An 18,349-nucleotide genomic window follows, 5' to 3' on the forward strand; every position below is an offset into this window, starting at 1 on the left:
CCGGCCTTTGTTCTCGAATGGAAATAAGGAAAGATAGATGAATGTAAGTCAGCAGGTAGGATAAATGTTTACGATCTAACCAATGCTCCGAGTTCGCGGTTGAAAACTGTAATCATTTCTCTATCCAAACGAACGTGCAATCCCTATCTCAGTGGAGCTTCACTCCATTTTATAATGAAAGCGTAAACAAAAAATGATAAACAGAATAAGGGGAATCGAACTAGATGAGAACAAAATGGTCCATGAAAAGCAAACCGCTCACGAAACGTCTGGCCGTGCTGTCGATGTCTGCGCTGATGGTTACAGCTCTCGCGGCTTGTGGAGGCGCATCCACTCCTCCTACTGCAGAGGAAGCAGGCAAATATGAGGTAACTCCGGGGGATCCGTTCAGTGCCTACAAAGACGAAATCACCGTAACCATGGGACGGGTGACTACAGCCAATCCGAAACTGCCGGCTGGAGATACCTATGAGAACAACGCATATACGCGACTGGTTAAAGATACATTTAACGCTCAAATCACAGATCAATTTGAAGCCAATGGTGAAGATTACAGCCGTCAGGTTTCCCTCGCCATCGCCTCTGGGGAATTGCCTGACATGATGCGTGTCGACTCCAAAGACGAACTGAAAGAATTGGTGGACAATGACCTGATTGAGGATCTGACTACCATTTACGATCAATACGCCACAGATAACATCAAGCAGATTTACGATTCCTATGATGGGCGTGCCTTAGACAATGCGACGATTGATGGTCGTTTGATGGGCCTTCCGGCGACGTCCCTCGATTCCGCACCAACAATGGTTTGGGTACGTCAGGATTGGCTGGATCTGCTGGGGATCCAACTTGATGCAGACGGAGATGGCGCCATCTCGCTCGAAGAAGTGGAGAAAACAGCACAGGAATTCCTGAAAAGAGATCCAGGTCAAACCGGCAATCCGGTCGGTATTCCTTTTGTGAACACATTGAATACCACAGATTACAATGCCTCTGCCTATACCATGCTGGGTGTTGCCTCAACCGAGGGCGCGTTCCCGCAATATTGGATGAATGGGGAAGACGGCAAAATTGTGTATGGTTCCACGACAGAAGAGACCAAGCAAATGCTGGGAATCATGGCGGACTGGTTCAAGAAAGGCATCATTGACCCGCAATTCGGAACTCGCACGTTTGATGACATTACTGCACTCTATACCAATGGCCAGAGCGGTATCGCTTTTGGACCGTGGCATATCCCGGACTGGGGATTGATCAGCGTGAAGCAGATGGATAAAAATGCGAAGTTTTCGGCGTATACGTTGGAAGATGCAGAAGGTAATGTGAACGTGGCACATGCTAATCCATCCAATCAGTTTATCGTGGTAAGAAAAGGGTATGAGCACCCTGAACTGGCAGTGAAGATTGTAAACCTGTTCTACGACAAACTGGCAAATGATAAAGATGTGGCAACAACCATGCCGGAAGCTGCCAAGTATCAGGAGACTGGGGTAGACGGTTCTACGAGACCGTTTAATATCGAAGTCAATTCCGCTACATCGCTGCTGGATGATTATTCTGATGTCGTTCGTGGAATTAAAGGGGAAATTGGTCTGGATGAGGTTCGCACAACCGAATCGAAGAACAATATCGGTAGCATTAAAACGTATTTGAGCGACATGGATACGGATGACGTGACCGCTTGGTCCAAATACCATTCACGGATTAACGGAGTTGGACTGATTGACAAGCTGACAAAGGAGGATAAATTCGTTTGGATGACTCCTGCTTTCTCTGGAACTACATCAAGCATGAAACAAACGTGGGCCAATCTGACGAAGCTCGAGCAGGAATCGTTCATCAAAATTGTGACGGGTTCCGAACCGCTGGATTACTTCGATACATTCGTCAGCAACTGGAAGAAACAAGGCGGTGATCAAGTCATTCAGGAAATTGAAGACGAGATCGCAACGAAACAATAGACATCCATGAACAGTAGCAGGGCTGCGATTAGCAGCCTTTCTTCAGGAAAGGGGTTCATCCATGAAACAGGGGAAATTAAAAGCAAGAGGCCGGCTTGGCACAGGTGCCATGTACCATATGATGATGCTGCCGGGTATTTTGTTTTTGCTTGTATTCAGCTATATACCAATGGTCGGTGTCATTACGGCTTTTCAGGACTATGTTCCAGCCAAGGGCATGTTCGGCTCCGAATTTGTAGGGCTGAAGCATTTTATTTACATGTTCAAACTCCCGGATATCGCTCAGGTCATCAGCAATACGTTAGTCATTGCGATTGCCAAGATTCTACTCGGAACATTGATGGCGATTATATTTTCCGTATTGTTGAATGAAATTCGTATTAAATACGTTAAAAAATCCGTGCAGACGATTGTTTATCTGCCGCACTTTCTATCCTGGGTTGTACTCGCATCTGTCGTGGTCAACATGTTCAGTTTGGATGGAATCGTGAACCAAATGCTCGCGTTCTTTGGCCTGGATCATATCAATTTCCTGGGCAGCAATACGTGGTTCCAGCCACTGATCATCGGAACAGACGTCTGGAAGGAATTTGGTTATAGTTCCATCGTTTATTTGGCTGCTATTACGTCGATTGATCCCGGTCTATATGAAGCGGCAGGAATGGATGGAGCCAGTTGGTGGAGAAAAGTATGGCATATTACGCTGCCGGGTATGCTGCCAATTATTCTGCTCATGGGTGTAATGAGCCTGACCAACATTTTGAGTGCAGGTTTCGATCAAGTCTATAACCTGTATAACCCGGTAGTGTATGAAACGGGCGATATTCTGGATACTTACGTGTACCGGATTGGTCTCGTTGGGCGACAGTATAGCTTCGGTACGGCTGTTGGATTGTTCAAATCCGTAATCGGCATCGTGCTGCTCTTGTCTGCGAATCAACTCGCCAAAAAATATACCGACAGAAAAATATTCTAAGGAGGCAATTCCGTGTCCTATTCTGCAAACTTTAAAGATCGAATTGGCCGGTTTGTCATCTATGCCATCGTAATCATGCTGGCAATGGCTTGCCTTCTTCCGTTATGGAATATTGTTGCCATTTCATTCAGCAGCAGCGAGGCTGTATCGGCGAATGCCGTGGGTCTCGTTCCGGTCAATTTTACGACAGCCGCGTATTCAAAAATTATTGATGATGCACAGTTCTGGCGTTCCTTTGGCATATCTGTTCTGCGCGTTGCGCTGGCCCTTGTGCTTAACATGATTCTGATTATTTTGATGGCTTATCCGCTATCCAAGTCGAAAAGGGAATTCAAAGGCAGAAACATCTATATGAATATCATGATTTTTGCCATGTTGTTCAGTGGAGGCATGATTCCAAGTTACCTGCTGATCAAAAACCTGGATATGCTTAATACGATATGGGCACTTGTTCTACCAGGTGCTGTCCCGATATTCAGTGTCATCCTAGTGATGAACTTCTTCTCTGCAGTACCTAAAGCACTGGAAGAAGCGGCGTTTATCGATGGGGCGAATCCGCTCCAAGTCTTGTTCAAAGTGTATGTTCCCGTGTCCATTCCTGCCTTGGCGACCGTTGCCTTATTCAGTATCGTGGGCACATGGAACGACTTCTTCAGCGGTTTGATCTATATGACCAAGGTCAGCAACTATCCGCTTATGACCTATATTCAGTCCCTTAACGTAAATATTGCAGATCTGCTGCAGGCTGGTACGAACTCCAGCGAGCTCAGCAACCTGACTGAAATTTCGAACAAAAACCTGAATGCGGCAAAAATCGTAGTTGCGGTCATCCCGCTGCTGCTGATTTATCCGCTGCTGCAAAAATACTTTGTAACAGGCATTGTCGTTGGATCAGTCAAAGAATAATGAGAGGTTATAACACACCTTATCGGAGAGGCACACCAATCTGGAGTAGGTAGAAAGGTTGTATGACATGGAAAATAAAAAATGGTGGAAAGAAACCGTTGTCTATCAAATCTATCCGCGGAGTTTTCAAGATAGTAACGGAGACGGAATCGGCGACTTGAAGGGTATTGTGTCAAGGCTTGATTATTTGCAGGAACTCGGTATTGGTGCGATCTGGTTGTCACCTGTTTGCAAGTCACCTCAAGATGATTTTGGGTATGATATTTCCGACTATCAGGATATCGATCCAATGTTCGGGTCTCTGGATGATATGGAATCGTTAATTCATGAAGCCGGGAAACGAGACATTCGGATCATTATGGATCTGGTATTGAACCACACATCGGATGAACATCCTTGGTTTCAAGAAGCCAAAAAAGGCAAAGACAATCCGTACCATGACTACTACGTCTGGAGAGATGGTGTGGAAGGAACACCTCCAAACGATTTGGGGTCCACATTTGGTGGCTCAGCCTGGGAATGGGTTCCTGAAATTGGACAATATTATTTGCATCTCTTTTCCGTAAAACAGCCAGATCTCAATTGGGAGAATCCCAAAGTCCGGCAGGAGATTTACGACATGATCAATTGGTGGATCGACAAGGGAGTCGGCGGGTTTAGACTGGATGTAATCGACTTAATCGGTAAAGAGCCGGATGCGAAGATTACGGGGAATGGGCCCGATCTGCATAAATATATCAGGGAACTGAGCAAGGAAACGTTTCAAAAAGCAGAAAATCTGCTAACGGTTGGAGAAACATGGGGCGCTACTCCCGAGATTGCAAAACTGTACAGCAACCCGGACGGCAGTGAGTTTTCAATGGTGTTCCAATTTGAACACATCGGCTTGGATGAACAAGAAGGCAAAGGAAAGTGGGAGCTCAAGCCTTTGGATGTGCTGGAATTGAAAAAAGTGCTGTCCAAATGGCAGACGGAGCTCAAGGGCGATGCCTGGAATAGTTTGTTCTGGAACAACCACGACTTGCCTCGAATCGTCTCCCGTTGGGGAAATGACGGAGAATATAGAATCGAATCGGCTAAAATGCTCGCGACCCTTCTTCATGGCATGCAAGGTACACCTTATATTTATCAGGGTGAAGAACTGGGCATGACGAATGTTCAATATGCGATTGAAGACTATCGGGATATCGAACTGCTTAATTTCTATAAGGAAAGAATGGGGAAAGGATACCCTGAAAGCAGCGTGATGGAGTCGATCTTCGCAAAGGGACGCGATAACGCACGAACACCGATGCATTGGGACTCTTCCGATAACGCTGGGTTTACAAGTGGCGAACCTTGGATCAAGGTGAATCCGAACTATACCGATATCCATGCCCAAGACAATTTGAATAACCCTGAATCCATATTTCATTACTATCGGAAGTTAATCCAATTGAGAAAAGATCATGAAGTCATCGTCTATGGAGATTATGAGCTGGTTTTCCCGGATGATCCAGATGTGTTTGCTTATACCCGAACGCTAAATGGAACAAAAATCCTTGTTGTATGCAATTTTAAAGGAAATACGATCGAGCTCCCGCTTCAGGAACACTTGGCAGAGACGAATCAGCTGTTGATATCGAATTATGCAGGTGAACTGCCTCTGGACAAACTGCGTCCATATGAAGCGAGAATGTACCTTATTCATGCGTAAAGAATAATACTATAAATAAAGTCTATATAAACTGTTTAAACAGACACACGTTAACGGAGAGGCAGAACCAATCTGGAGAAGCGAAGCGTTCGCCTAAAAGCTTTCTGAAGGAAAGCTGCATCGGAAGCATACGCTTATCACCGGATTTTCCCCCTAGAGAAGGGGATTCAAAAAATCTGGGGATAACAGCGATCGGAAGATGGTACTGTGCTCGTAGTGCCCTTGTGTGATCGATTAGTGCAGTTTATATCGTGGTTGAGAAAGAAGGATTGCATCAAATGAAAAGAGTATGGTGGAAAGAAGCAGTAGCGTATCAAATCTATCCTAGAAGCTTTATGGATTCCAATGGGGATGGGATTGGCGACATCAAGGGAATCATCTCAAAACTGGATTATATTCAAGACCTCGGTATTGATCTGATATGGATCTGCCCGATGTATAAATCGCCCAACGATGATAATGGTTATGATATCAGTGATTACTGTTCCATTATGGATGAATTCGGCACGATGGCTGAATTTGATCAATTATTAAAAGAAGTACATCACCGCGGCATGAAACTCATCATGGATTTGGTGATCAATCATACCAGTGACGAACATCCGTGGTTCATCGAATCGAGATCTTCGCAGGATAGTTCCAAACGGGACTGGTACATCTGGAGAGACGGGAAGAACGGAGAAGAACCGAATAACTGGGAAAGCATCTTCGGTGGTTCTGCTTGGGAATATGATGAAGTCTCCGGACAGTACTATCTTCATCTGTTCTCCAAAAAACAACCGGATTTGAATTGGGCAAATGAAAACGTACGGAAATCCATATATGAAATGATGAACTGGTGGCTCGATAAAGGTATTGATGGTTTCCGTGTCGATGCAATCAGCCATATCCACAAAGAAGAGGGCCTGCTGGATATGCCAGTCAAAGAAGGCTTTAAATATATCTCTTCGTTTGAGAAGCACATGAATGTCAAAGGAATTCAGCGTTATCTGCAGGAAATGAAAGAGGAAACGTTATCCAAATATGACGTGGTAACCGTTGGGGAAGCCAATGGGGTAAAAGTAGAGGACCAAGAAGATCTGTACGATTGGATCTGTGAAGTCAGAGGCAAATTTAATATGGTCTTCCAATTCGAACACCTTGACCTGTGGAAAAACAGCACAGACCGGCAACTCGATGTTCCCAAACTTAAAAACGTCTTGACCAAGTGGCAAAAATCGCTGGAAGGCATCGGTTGGAATGCTTTGTTTATTGAAAATCACGATCAGCCACGCAAAGTTTCATCCTGGGGAAATGATGCGGAGTATTGGTATGAAAGTTCAACAGCTCTTGGAGCCATGTACTTTTTCATGCAGGGCACTCCGTTCATATACCAAGGACAAGAAATAGGCATGACGAATGTGGCTTATCCTTCCATAGAGGACTATAACGACGTAGCTGACCGGAATCTATATCAGATTAAACGTGAAGAAGGGATGTCGCATGAGGAAATCATGAACATCATCTGGGCATCCAGTCGCGATAACTCCAGAACGCCGATGCAGTGGTCTTCTGCAGAACAAGCCGGGTTTACTAATGGTACGCCGTGGCTTAAGGTGAATGATAATTACGTTCATATTAATGTAGAGAAACAGCTGCAGGATCCGCGTTCCATCCTTCACTTTTATAAACGAATGATTCAGCTGCGAAAAGAACACGATACGCTGACGTATGGTATCTATGAGCTTCTTATGCCGGAACATCCAAGTGTATTTGCTTATACACGTACTCTGGCAGAAGAGCAGGTGCTGGTCGTAGTCAATCTCTCTGACCAAGCCGTAGAGCTTAAGGAAGAAGAGCGTAACCTTAACTTCTCCGAGGTCTGGCTTACCAACTACGAAGATAGCAAGCTGCCAAGGATGCTGCGACCGTATGAAACGATCGTTGGTTTAAGCAATAAAGAATAAGTCTGATGTTCCTACAGGTATCCAATGAAGCAAACAGAGAATTCACTCTCTAATTTCTGGCATCAAGCAAGTGAACCCCTTAGAAAAAGGTATTGGAATAAACGCTGTTTATCCAATGAATTTCTAAGGGGCTTTATTTGTTATGCCTTCAGCCTGTGGTGGGCGTGAAACGAGTGAAGCAAAGTCATTTATTAAAAGGGAATACATTAAATCAATCTATAAATTGGAGAGGGTTCTTCCTGCGTATACAAACGAGCACACTTCAGATTGATAATTTGTTAATTATCCTTTATTATGAAAGCGTTATCGTTAATTAAATTCGTATTGTACCATTCGGTCACTTGACCAACATATTAAACCTCGAGGTGAGTAGCGTGAAGTACAGAAGATTGGGCAAGACCGAGCTGGATGTATCCGTCGTAGGTGTGGGCACCTGGCAGTTTGGCGGGGACTGGGGTAAAGATTATACCCAGAAGGAAGCCGATGATATTCTTTACCGTGCCAAAGAGCTTGGTATTAATTTGATTGATACAGCGGAATGTTACGGACCTCACCATATGTCGGAAAACTTTATCGGCGATTTTATGTCCCGTGACCGGCGTGAGGATTGGGTGATCGCATCGAAGTTTGGTCATCAGTGGCATGATCACTGGACCAATGCCTGGAGTGTGGATCAGATCCGTGTACAACTGGAAGAATCCCTGAAAGCCCTAAGAACAGATTATATCGATTTGTATCAGTTCCATTCCGGATCAGATGAAGCGTTTGATAACGACGAGCTGTGGACCATGCTGGACAAGCAGGTACAGGCCGGTAAAATTCGAAATCTTGGTATCTCCATTGGCAGCAACGATAATCTGCATCAGACGAGCAAGGCTAGTGAGTTAAACGCGAAGGCAATACAGGTCGTATATAACCGTCTGGACCAGAAGCCCGAGGAGAGGGTATTCCCGTCATGTCAGGAGCAGGACCTTGGTGTGCTTGCAAGAGTCCCACTGGCCAGCGGCTATCTGAGCGGCAAGTACAAGCCGGGCGCAGTGTTCAATGACAATGTCAGGAAAGGGCGCGAGCGTCAAGAGATCGATGAGAAACTGCAGCTGGTAAGTGAAATCCAGAAGAACGAAGTCCCTGAAGGTGTCGACATGGCTTCGTGGGCCCTTGCCTGGTGTCTGAAGCATCCAGCCGTTAGCTGCGTCATTCCAGGATGCAAAAGTCCGGAGCAGGTTGAAGCGAACGCCCGGGCTGCAGATCTGGAATTATAAGTGAGCTTGATCGGTGTAGCTTGCTGAAGGCAATATAATCGTGGATTAAAACGGAGAAAGCAGCCGACCAAAGTAGAAGGGGGCGGCTGCTTTTTATTACCTAGATGAGTCAAAATTAATATTTAAATTGAATCGTCAAACGCTCTAACTTTTGAGACATATCGGACAAGGTTGTGGCTAGGCTCGTAATTTGTTCCATGGAAGCCAGTTGTTCTTCTGAAGAAGCAGCTATATTTTGGGAGTTGTCTGCAGCTTGAAGTGCAAGATTGGAGACTTGCTCTTGGCCTGCTGTAATTTCCTGGACGCTTGCCGTGATCTGCTGCGTAACGCTGGCAAGTTCCTCCGTTTGTTGGGCGATAAAGTTGGTAGACCCTACGATTTTGTTAAACTGTTGTTCCGTCTCATTAGCAATCTGTATGCCGGAGTCGACGTCCTGTTTAACTCGATTCAACGTTTTGAGCGATTGTTCAATATCTGTACGCATATCTTGGATCAACGTCGAAATCTGCCCGGATGATTGGTTCGATTGTTCAGCAAGTTTTCTCACTTCAGCAGCCACTACCGAGAAACCGCGGCCTTCTTCGCCTGCGCGGGCTGCCTCAATCGAGGCATTCAGAGCAAGAAGATTCGTCTGCTTCGCAATATCCGTAATGGCATGCAGCATCGTACCGATCTGCTGGCTGCGCTCATCCAGCATTCTCATGACTACATCCGTTTCATTAACCGACTTGTTGATCAGATTCATTTGCTTCGCCGTATGCTCTACGGCTGTACCACCTATGTTCGCGAGTTCCATCGCATCAACAGAAGAATCGGCAATGGTTGATGAGCTTTCCGCTATTCGCTGGATCCCGATCGATATTTCCTCGAGTGAGTTGGTTGTCCGTTGAAGCATCATTTGTTGCTCTTGTGCACCGGCTGCAGATTCTTGGATGGAAATGGTGATATTCTCAGTTGCCTGACTGGTGTGCTCCGCACCAAGAGTCAACTCTTTGGAAGATGAGGCTACCTGCTTGGTAGAGAGATCGACTTGACTAATAAGCGTTCTCATGTTTTTAATCATATGATTAAAGTCCTGTGAAAGCTCACCGATCTCATCCTTGGACTTCATCTTAACTTCTTCAACGGTTAAGTCACCGTCCGCAACGGATTTCAATCGCTTAGCGACCATAAGGATCGGCTTCGTTAGGCGTCCTGAGATGATGCTAACGATAATGGATCCTAGAACAACCGCCACTACCATAATTATAAGAACAAGATACAGAACTTGTGTGGCACCACTGTTAAACTCACTTAAGTAGGCACCCGAACCGATGATCCATCCCCAATGCGGGTCCATTTCAACATATGAAACTTTCGTTTCTACCTCACCTGTATCAGGTAGAGCCCACTTGTAGGTGACAAATCCGCCTCCGGCTGTACCCACATTAACGAGCTCTTTTCCCAAATATACGCCGTCTTCTGTAACGACATCTGTCAAATCCTGACCTTCATTTGAAGGATTCATTACGGATCGCGCATCCTTGCTAACAGCCCATGGATATCCTGTTTCCCCTACAGTATATTCACTTTTTACAGGCCGCTTATTATCTGCATTCTTTTCACCGAGCAGTTCTACGCGGAGCTTTTCCTGCGCTTGCTCCAATGTTAAATTTCCGTTCTCTACCTGCTCGTTGAGGAGATTAATCATACCAATGACCATTCGGACACTATTTTCAAGTGCGGCCTTGCCGGATTCATTCATTTCATTTTTTGAAACGGTATAAGAACTGAAACCTATTACGATTGTGGGCACGATAAGTATAACCAAGCACAAAGAGACTAACTTGGCCCTTAACGTTCTCATTTTTAGAATGGATCCTATCTTTGTTTTCACTTCAGTTCCCCCTAAGTATGTCAATGTACAGATCTAACTCATAACCTGATAGTTAAAATTTAAATTAAATCTGTACCTAATATATCGAAAAAAGAGAAGGTAAAATGAAGTCTTTGAGCGATGTAAATCTCTGTAAACGAACTCGTCCATTGTGCTCAACACAGGGCAAATAGAATTGGTAAAACCAAAAGTGGAAATTGCATAAAAATGCATTCTTCACAAAGTAGAGAAGCTGAATATGTCCCGTCTGCGGTGTTTCATAAAACAAAGGTAAACAAACATGTAGTGTTGTATAATGATGGTAAAATATACAGGTGATATGATAGGAGCGAGGGATTTTGCAGAGAAAGATTAAGATTAACCTTTTTTACTTAGCTGCCGGGATTTATCTGGGTATCGCCGTTGCAGCTTTTGTTCCATGGATTGAGATTGGTTTGAAAATAACGGCATATTCAAGCATTATCGCACTATTAATAACGATCTATGACTCTTCTAAAGTCAGCTTTAGAATTAACTCAAAACAAGGGAATTTGCGTAAGCAAAGAATTCATTATGTATTTATGTTAGCTATGAAAGTGTTAATGATAGTATCACCATTCGTTCTTTTGTTCTGGATCAATTATGAGGATGATGAAGAAGTAATAGCCAAGATAAGTAATTACGTTACGTTTGCTGCAATTGGAATTGTGTTTTTTACAAGAGGCATGGAATTAAAAGGTTTAAGCAGCACTCAAAAATGATTATAGGCATATTGCATTATTATAACTCGAAAGGGGTGTTACCTTACGGTAATCACTCCTTTTTTGCATTGGAGAACAGAATTAAAGATATCTAGAAATGAATTGTAATCTTTATCTTAATGGAGTAATATGCTAATTATATATATCTCAAAGATACATTGAGAACAGGGAGGGCATATGAGAAGAATCAATACGACCCACTTTGCGATTCTCGGCTTGCTTCGGTTGAAGCCCATGAGCGCCTATGAGCTGGTTAAGTTTTCGAAGGAGAGCATCGGCCTTTTTTGGAACGAATCGTATGGACATATTCATAAGAGTATCAAACAATTGCAGTTAGAAGGCTCAGTTTCGGTGGTGGAAGAAGCAGAGACGGGGAGACGTAAAATTGTCTACGGCATTACAGAGCAAGGATGTGACCAGCTTGATACCTGGCTGGCTCTGCCACCTGAAGAACCCGTAATGAGAAACGAACTGTTGATGAAGCTTTTTGTTTCCGATGAACGTCATATCCCGCAACTCATCACTTTTCTCGAAGAGGAATTAACAGCTAATGAGCAGCTCATCAAGATGTTGGCAGGAATTAAAGAGAGTGTCCCTAAAGGGGAAAGTAAGCAAGCGCAGCTCTGGTTGTTAACCCTGGACTATGGGGAGAGATATCTTCGGATGACCATGGAATGGTGTCAGCATGCGCTTGAAACCTTAAGTCATCCAAACAGGGGAGAATATAATGAATAAAAAACGATCCACCCTCATTCCCATCCTATTGATCACGATCGTGGTGGTTGCCTGCGCACCTCTCTTGTTATGGTTTAGAAGCAGTCCGCTTCTCCCGTTAAAGGTCTTCGAAAGCGATGTATACAACCTGGAGATTAGTTATCAGATTACGGTTTTGTTATTAGCTGTGACTGTGATTGGCATTGTATACGGGTTGGCAGGTAAGGGGGGACTTAGGTATTTAAATCTGAAAAATCGAGATGGAAAAATTCGGCCCGAACCGTGGATCGGCATTAAGCCGAAAGAAACAGAGACATGGAAACACTTAGGTCTAAACTTTGCGGTCATCATTACGTTGGTAACCGCTATCGTAATCTACTTCCAAGTGGTGCACGGGGAAACCGTGAGACTGGAGCTGTATCCCGGTGTTATCCTCATCCTTGTGTTTGCACTAATGAATGCTTTTTCTGAGGAAATCATCTTTCGGTTTTCATTTGTTGCTGTGGTAGGCAAATATGGTTTGTCCCCGTATGTAGCTCAAGGACTGGCGGCTGCAATCTTTGGCGCCGTTCATTATTTTGGACATCCAGGCGGGATAGCGGGTGTAATCATGGCAGCGTTTATCGGATGGTTTTTAGCCAAATCGATGATGGAAACGAGAGGATTCTTCTGGGCGCTGACGATTCATTTCTTGCAGGATGTTCTTATTTTCAGTGCGTTATTTATGAAATAGCTGGGCTTGGGAGCTCATACAAAAGTTAACCGCCCATTAGGCGGTTAACTTAATCCAATGGCTATTCCTCTATAGGTGTTTCTCATAAAATACCATTGTCATTTTGTCGTTAATTACTTTGGTTACACCCGTCTTTTTATAGCCTATCTTTTCATACAAGAAACAGTTTCCTTTCTCTTGCAAGATGGTACCCAGTCTCCATGACTTTGCATCTTCATATATCTGCTCTACGATTGTAAAGACTTTTTGAGCAATGCCTTTTCCTTGATGTTCTGGCAGGATAAAAATGGGGCTAACACTATAGATCTGATCCTCTTTTTTGACGACTCTTATACCGCCCACGGCAACCTCAAAATGATAGATTATGAAATAATCTGTAAAAGACTGATTGATTTGAGTAAGAACTCTTTCTATGGTTTCATTGGCGGGGCTTGTTTCAAAATCCTGATATCTTTCTAACAAGGGCATAAACGATTTAACTTTCATAACGAAGGGGTTTGGCGGAACATTACATTTATGATGAGGAACGTGTGCTATTTCTTCCGAATAACCACCCTATAATCCCGAAGAATGCGATACCGCGAATATTCAATTTGGGATACATCCAGATAAACATTAGAAAAAGAGTGAGTGAAATCATTGGAAAAGCGATCAATCCGTAAATAATATAGGAAGTTCGGACAGCGGATCATCTTGCCATGAGCCAGTTGCTTCAAAGAATCCTATTAGCCCTAATGCGTTGAATGAAGCCAAAATAATTGAAAAAGCAAAGGCGACGCTTCCGGCTAAAGAATAGATAAATCTCATAGATGTGTCTCCTTGATCACAATGTCTTTTTAAGTGTTTCATCTAACCAGAAATAAAAGCATCTGTCAATGATTTGGTCTGTAACTTAATTTTTTGTATAAAAAGGCTGCACCCTACTGAATACTAAGTTCTGGGGGTGTATGCATGGATAAAATGAAAATTCATCTTGAGGGAAAAAATACAGCTCTAATTGTCGTGGATGTTCAAAACGATTACTGTCATCCAGATGGGGCGATCTCCAAAAGCGGAATTGATGTGAGCTCGGTAAAACAAATAATGCCTCATTTGCATTCTTTATTGGAAGCTGCAAGAGGAAGCTCAATTCCCATCATTTTTTTGCAAACGAACCATGAAGATGCTACTGATTCCGAAGTATGGCTTTCACGTTTTCCGGATGGGGTAAACCCCATTTGTCGTACAGGAAGCTGGGGAGCAAATTTTTACGAAGTGACACCACAGGCGAATGATATCATTGTGAAAAAGCATCGTTACAGCGGGTTTGTTCACACCAGATTGGAGAGTGTTCTGCAAACGCTCAAAATAGAAACCCTCATTATGACAGGGGTTAGCACGAATTTGTGTGTTGAGTCTACAGCGCGGGAAGGTTTTATGCTTGATTATCACATTGTCCTTATACAAGATGCCTGCGCAGCTTTTTCACAAGCAGAACATGATATGACGCTGAAAACAGTGGATACGTATTTCGGCATGGTTACAGATACAGCAGAAATCGTCTCTTATATAGAAACCTCACATTAGGCAACATTAAATTAAGCAGAGACGTGGGGTGTCGCAGACAAAAACAATGTTCCAGTCAAAGTCGCTATAATAGCGGCTTTTTTGTTTTTAGAAACTAATGTTTTCTCTCGATGGTGTTTGGAGCTAGATTGTTGGTATTCTATATGTAAATAAAATAACTTGAATTCAGTATTGGAGGTCTACATGGAATTTAGAACTGCAACGTTAACCCATCTTCCTGCCATTGTTCGTTTGTTGGCAGATGATGAAATGGGTGCTACCCGAGAGCGTTTCATAGATCCACTGCCAAAAGAATATGTTGAAGCTTTTGCAAAAATTGAACAGCAGATTGGTAATTCCATAATCATTGCCCTGGACAACAACGAAGTCATTGGTTGTCTTCAGCTTACAATTATTCCGGGGATTGCAAGACTGGGTACAACACGTGGTCAAATTGAGGGGGTTCGTATTGACCGGAACTATCGTGGTCAAGGCGTTGGAGAGTCTCTATTACAATACGCTATTCATGAAGCCAAATCAATGGGGTGTGAGCTGATTCAACTGACAACGGATAAAAAGCGAAAAGATGCTCACAGGTTCTATGAACGACTTGGATTTGTTGCTAGTCATGATGGGATGAAACTTGCACTCAGTAATTAGTCCTTCTAACTAATCGATTACGATAGAGCATTATATCGAAGAGAGCAGCTGACCAATGTGATCGGCTGCTCTTGTTCAACTAGCTGAGGGATGTGTGCAACATTTCGTCTGCTGAGAAAGTCAATAAGAGGTAAGATGTATGTAATAATATGATGATAAGTAGGTGGAGAAACTGAAACATCGTTTATTCACGATCATATTTCTTTGCACTACCATATTCTTTTTTGCGAATGGTCAAGATGTCAAAGCACTATCCTGTGCTGAGAAGGGAAGCCTTCAAGAAGAGTTAGACGGATATACTGGTGCTATTTACGGTGAAATAAAGAAAATTAAAGTTGATCTGAAGCAAGAAGGGATAACGGGCACAAAAGAGAAAGTTAGATATATATTAATGGAAGTAGAACGAAGTTGGAAAACGGAAGTTGATTCTCAGGTCATTGTCGCAACCGACTACACTTGGGGCTTTAACTTCAAGGAAGGCAGCAAATACTTCATATTTATTAGTGAAATGGATGGCGAATTAAGCAGTAGTCCGTGCAGCACGACCATTGAAATGAATAACTTTAACCAAGCAACTGAAGAATTTGGTGAGGGATTTGAGCCAAAACAACAAGTGAATTTAGAACACAAGATGAGGTTTATGTTGGAGCAGGATATTGATTTGTATATCGTCCTTGCAATAATCCTTGTGGTGAGTTCCGTCTTCATCCTGAGAGCAAGAATAAAAAGGAAAAGGGGCTAAGCATCATTGCTCGAAGGGAAACAATCGTTGAGTGAATCGAAGGTTTTCTCTTGAGCGACTTACATAATACGTAGGAAAAGAGGGACACCAATGACTACGTTAGGATTGATCCGACACGGAGTAACGGATTGGAACGAGGAATATCGGACACAAGGCCATTCAGATATCCCGCTCAATGAGAAGGGGCGACAACAGGCTGAACTCTTGTCCAAAAGAATTGGCTCAGAACAGTGGGATTATGTTTATTCTAGTGATTTGTCCAGAGCACTTGAAACAGCGGAAATCATCGGCAAAATCAAGAATATTGAAGTGAGAACCGACCCGCGCTTGAGAGAAATGAACTGTGGGCTTATTGAAGGGACAACAGAACAAGAGCGTGTCAATCGATGGGGGTATGGATGGTTTAGGCTGGATCTCGGCATCGAATCTAACGATGAGATTGTAAAAAGAGGCAGGGAGTGCCTTGCTGACATATCAGACAGACACCCAGACGAGAATATATTAATCGTGAGTCACGGTGCATTCCTTGGAATGACTCTGAAGAGACTTATCCCGCATATCGACATGACAGAAAGTTTAATGAATACATCTGTCACCATACTGCATACAGCACAACCACGTTGGGACTGTTCGGTGTACAATTGCACTGCACATTTAAATGTGGAATCTATCGAGATCGTAAAAGGGAAACATTCTGGAAAATGAAATGTAGAAGCCGTGATAAGCGGCTTTTTTATCGGTACAACAATTCAATAGGCGTCCCGATGGAATAAAAGTTATTTCAATAGGGCTGCACCCCTGCATCTGTATAGCGAATGTTAGGGGTATTTAGTCTGTCTGTTTAGCCGTATTGACCAAAAAGTTAACTCGTGTTAATTTATTAACTGTAGTTAACTTCGAGGAGATGCATTTAATATGAATCAGGATATCTCACTAAGGGAATTAAAAAAAGCCAAGAACAAAATCGCGCTGTATGAAGCGGGATTATCCTTAATGAAGGATCGAATGTTCAGCCAGGTCATGATTGATGACATCTGCAAGACTGCTGAAATATCCAAGGTCACTTTTTTTAAATTTTATCAACGTAAAGAGGATTTGCTGATTTATTTTATGCGGGTTTGGCTTACTGAACGAATGATTGAGATCGAAGAGGAAGAGAAAAAAGGATTTCAGGCATTCCGCCATTTGCTGTCCAAGGTTGCTAAGGAGCATCAAGTTAGGCCGGGGATGATGCCGAGTTTGATTTCCTTTCTTGCAGAACAGAACATGCAGCCTTGTATGCCTGAACTGAGCCAAGCGGAAGTATCGCTGCTCTTTCCAGGTCACGAGGAAGCGGGGAGTCAATCGCCTAATATGTTCGTTTTATTTCAACAGTTTATGAAGGAAGAACAACAAGTGGGCAAGCTCAACAAATCTCTCACCTTGGAGCAATCTGTACAGATCTGCTTCACCATTTTCTATGGTGCTTTTCTGACGGCTCAACTGTACAATTCAGCGGATATTGGTCGCTTTTATGATACGCATCTGGGTCTGCTTGAAATATAGGAGAAGGAGTGAGTAAGTATGGCTAAAGTGATTGCAGGTCGTTATACCGCACAGATGGAAGGTTCCTTCGTTGTTTTCGTGATTGGTTTTCGGATTAACAAATGGTGGGCGGTACATAAATGGCTGCCTGTTATGAATTCCATGTCTCCTATGCTTCAGGAGCTGTATCGAAACAAAGAGGAGCTCGGATTCATGGATGGCTCTTATCACTTTTCAGGCCGTGGACTTACACTCATCCAATATTGGAGGAGCTTTGAACACCTGGAGCACTATGCCCGACACGGAGCTAACCACCTGAAGGCATGGAGGGATTTCAACCGCAAAGTTGGAACTGGGGGAGATGTAGGAATTTTCCACGAAACCTATCTGGTTCCTGAAGGGCAATATGAATGTGTTTACAACAATATGCCGACCTTTGGATTGGCAAAAGCGGGAGCCCACGTTCCGGCAACGGGGCGTAGAGAAACGGCAAGCCGGCGGCTTGGCCGCGAAGGAGAGCCGGCTGTTCCCACACCTCCGAATCCTTAATCTAAGTAGCGTGGTTGTAGATAATGGGGTAAACATAACTGAATAAATGAATAAGGCAGCTGACATCCATGATTAGCTGCTTGTTTTTTTATGAACGAACAGGAAACAAGCAAAGGCAGCGTAGCTATAAGCCCCTTTTGTAAATAGCCTTGTCAAATAATACATTTCTGAATAATCTAACACATACCACAGAAGAGGGGGAAGAAATATGAGTGGATACAGCAATGATAATGTAGGCGGAATTGGTGGGGGATATGGTGGTTTTACGTCCATTGGTGCTATTCTGGTACTTTTTATTCTGTTAGTCATCATCTCCAAAGCTTTCTTGGTGTAATGATCACGGAATAATCCGCAAGTAGTGCTGAGAAAAGAACTCGTAAACCTTCAAAATTAAATGCGCCTTAAGCAAAATTGGTATGCTTGCGGAGTTTCGCCTGCAATATAAAAAAAGGAACTGCTAATACGGCAGTTCCTTTTTTTAATAAGTTAGAGTTGAGGTCAAATACAGGAGCTGGTGAG

19 protein-coding genes are annotated in these 18,349 nt (G+C 43.5%); 16 read left to right on the forward strand and 3 right to left on the reverse strand.

What is annotated here, in order from left to right:
• The first annotated feature begins 224 nt into the window (after positions 1 to 224).
• From CHI14_RS02000 to CHI14_RS02025, 6 genes are all read left to right on the forward strand, one after another.
• The gene (locus tag CHI14_RS02000) at positions 225 to 1,961 is read left to right on the forward strand and encodes an extracellular solute-binding protein (RefSeq protein WP_095286759.1); all 1,737 of its coding nucleotides are present in this window, start codon (positions 225 to 227) and stop codon (positions 1,959 to 1,961) included.
• A gap of 61 nt (positions 1,962 to 2,022) precedes the next feature.
• Positions 2,023 to 2,937, forward strand: a complete 915-nt coding sequence (locus CHI14_RS02005) for an ABC transporter permease (RefSeq protein WP_095286760.1) — start codon at positions 2,023 to 2,025, stop codon at positions 2,935 to 2,937.
• Positions 2,938 to 2,949: 12 nt separating this feature from the next.
• Positions 2,950 to 3,843, forward strand: coding sequence for a carbohydrate ABC transporter permease (locus tag CHI14_RS02010; protein ID WP_095286761.1), 894 nt, complete (start codon positions 2,950 to 2,952; stop codon positions 3,841 to 3,843).
• A gap of 67 nt (positions 3,844 to 3,910) precedes the next feature.
• Entirely contained in the window at positions 3,911 to 5,539 is a 1,629-nt protein-coding gene (locus CHI14_RS02015; RefSeq protein WP_095286810.1) for a glycoside hydrolase family 13 protein, read from the forward strand.
• Positions 5,540 to 5,817: 278 nt separating this feature from the next.
• Positions 5,818 to 7,485 carry a glycoside hydrolase family 13 protein gene (locus CHI14_RS02020; protein ID WP_095286762.1) on the forward strand — a complete coding sequence of 556 codons (1,668 nt, stop codon included), beginning with the start codon at positions 5,818 to 5,820 and terminating at the stop codon, positions 7,483 to 7,485.
• 374 nt (positions 7,486 to 7,859) lie between these two features.
• On the forward strand, positions 7,860 to 8,747 hold the full coding sequence (locus tag CHI14_RS02025; protein ID WP_095286763.1) for an aldo/keto reductase: 888 nt from the start codon (positions 7,860 to 7,862) through the stop codon (positions 8,745 to 8,747).
• Between the two features lie 115 nt (positions 8,748 to 8,862).
• Here CHI14_RS02025 and CHI14_RS02030 read toward each other — a convergent pair whose 3' ends face one another.
• Positions 8,863 to 10,623: a methyl-accepting chemotaxis protein gene (locus CHI14_RS02030; protein ID WP_095286764.1), complete on the reverse strand. Its 1,761-nt coding sequence runs from the start codon at positions 10,621 to 10,623 to the stop codon at positions 8,863 to 8,865.
• Positions 10,624 to 10,961: 338 nt separating this feature from the next.
• On the opposite strand from CHI14_RS02030, the gene CHI14_RS02035 reads away from it, so the two are divergent.
• The 3 genes from CHI14_RS02035 to CHI14_RS02045 all read left to right on the forward strand — a co-directional run bounded on the left by CHI14_RS02035 (position 10,962) and on the right by CHI14_RS02045 (position 12,810).
• Positions 10,962 to 11,363, forward strand: coding sequence for a hypothetical protein (locus CHI14_RS02035; protein WP_095286765.1), 402 nt, complete (start codon positions 10,962 to 10,964; stop codon positions 11,361 to 11,363).
• Between the two features lie 177 nt (positions 11,364 to 11,540).
• Positions 11,541 to 12,098 carry a PadR family transcriptional regulator gene (locus CHI14_RS02040; protein ID WP_095286766.1) on the forward strand — a complete coding sequence of 186 codons (558 nt, stop codon included), beginning with the start codon at positions 11,541 to 11,543 and terminating at the stop codon, positions 12,096 to 12,098.
• Positions 12,091 to 12,810 carry a CPBP family intramembrane glutamic endopeptidase gene (locus CHI14_RS02045; RefSeq protein ID WP_095286767.1) on the forward strand — a complete coding sequence of 240 codons (720 nt, stop codon included), beginning with the start codon at positions 12,091 to 12,093 and terminating at the stop codon, positions 12,808 to 12,810. Before CHI14_RS02040 ends, CHI14_RS02045 begins: the two co-directional genes overlap by 8 nt.
• A gap of 69 nt (positions 12,811 to 12,879) precedes the next feature.
• Here the strand turns inward: CHI14_RS02045 and CHI14_RS02050 are convergent, their stop codons facing one another.
• Both CHI14_RS02050 and CHI14_RS29835 read right to left on the reverse strand, forming a co-directional pair.
• Positions 12,880 to 13,296 carry a GNAT family N-acetyltransferase gene (locus CHI14_RS02050; protein ID WP_095286768.1) on the reverse strand — a complete coding sequence of 139 codons (417 nt, stop codon included), beginning with the start codon at positions 13,294 to 13,296 and terminating at the stop codon, positions 12,880 to 12,882.
• Positions 13,297 to 13,461: 165 nt separating this feature from the next.
• On the reverse strand, positions 13,462 to 13,617 hold the full coding sequence (locus CHI14_RS29835; protein WP_170947986.1) for a hypothetical protein: 156 nt from the start codon (positions 13,615 to 13,617) through the stop codon (positions 13,462 to 13,464).
• A 144-nt stretch (positions 13,618 to 13,761) separates the two neighbouring features.
• Here CHI14_RS29835 and CHI14_RS02055 point away from each other — a divergent pair, with 144 nt between their 5' ends.
• The 7 genes from CHI14_RS02055 (at position 13,762) to CHI14_RS02085 (ending at position 18,164) form a co-directional block, all read left to right on the forward strand.
• Positions 13,762 to 14,376, forward strand: a complete 615-nt coding sequence (locus CHI14_RS02055; protein WP_095286769.1) for a cysteine hydrolase family protein — start codon at positions 13,762 to 13,764, stop codon at positions 14,374 to 14,376.
• A gap of 183 nt (positions 14,377 to 14,559) precedes the next feature.
• Positions 14,560 to 15,015 carry a GNAT family N-acetyltransferase gene (locus CHI14_RS02060; RefSeq protein ID WP_095286770.1) on the forward strand — a complete coding sequence of 152 codons (456 nt, stop codon included), beginning with the start codon at positions 14,560 to 14,562 and terminating at the stop codon, positions 15,013 to 15,015.
• 163 nt (positions 15,016 to 15,178) lie between these two features.
• Complete coding sequence (locus tag CHI14_RS02065) at positions 15,179 to 15,757, forward strand: hypothetical protein (protein WP_095286771.1); 579 nt, start codon at positions 15,179 to 15,181, stop codon at positions 15,755 to 15,757.
• A 90-nt stretch (positions 15,758 to 15,847) separates the two neighbouring features.
• Complete coding sequence (locus tag CHI14_RS02070) at positions 15,848 to 16,462, forward strand: histidine phosphatase family protein (protein ID WP_095286772.1); 615 nt, start codon at positions 15,848 to 15,850, stop codon at positions 16,460 to 16,462.
• A gap of 210 nt (positions 16,463 to 16,672) precedes the next feature.
• Positions 16,673 to 17,302 (forward strand): TetR/AcrR family transcriptional regulator, encoded by a 630-nt coding sequence (locus tag CHI14_RS02075; protein WP_095286773.1) that lies wholly within the window; start codon positions 16,673 to 16,675, stop codon positions 17,300 to 17,302.
• Positions 17,303 to 17,320: 18 nt separating this feature from the next.
• Entirely contained in the window at positions 17,321 to 17,830 is a 510-nt protein-coding gene (locus CHI14_RS02080; protein WP_095286774.1) for a DUF4188 domain-containing protein, read from the forward strand.
• A gap of 208 nt (positions 17,831 to 18,038) precedes the next feature.
• Positions 18,039 to 18,164: a sporulation protein YjcZ gene (locus CHI14_RS02085; RefSeq protein ID WP_095286775.1), complete on the forward strand. Its 126-nt coding sequence runs from the start codon at positions 18,039 to 18,041 to the stop codon at positions 18,162 to 18,164.
• Positions 18,165 to 18,349: the final 185 nt, after the last annotated feature.

The sequence above is a fragment of the Paenibacillus sp. 7516 genome (assembly GCF_002272715.1).
Lineage (GTDB): Bacteria > Bacillota > Bacilli > Paenibacillales > Paenibacillaceae > Paenibacillus > Paenibacillus illinoisensis_A.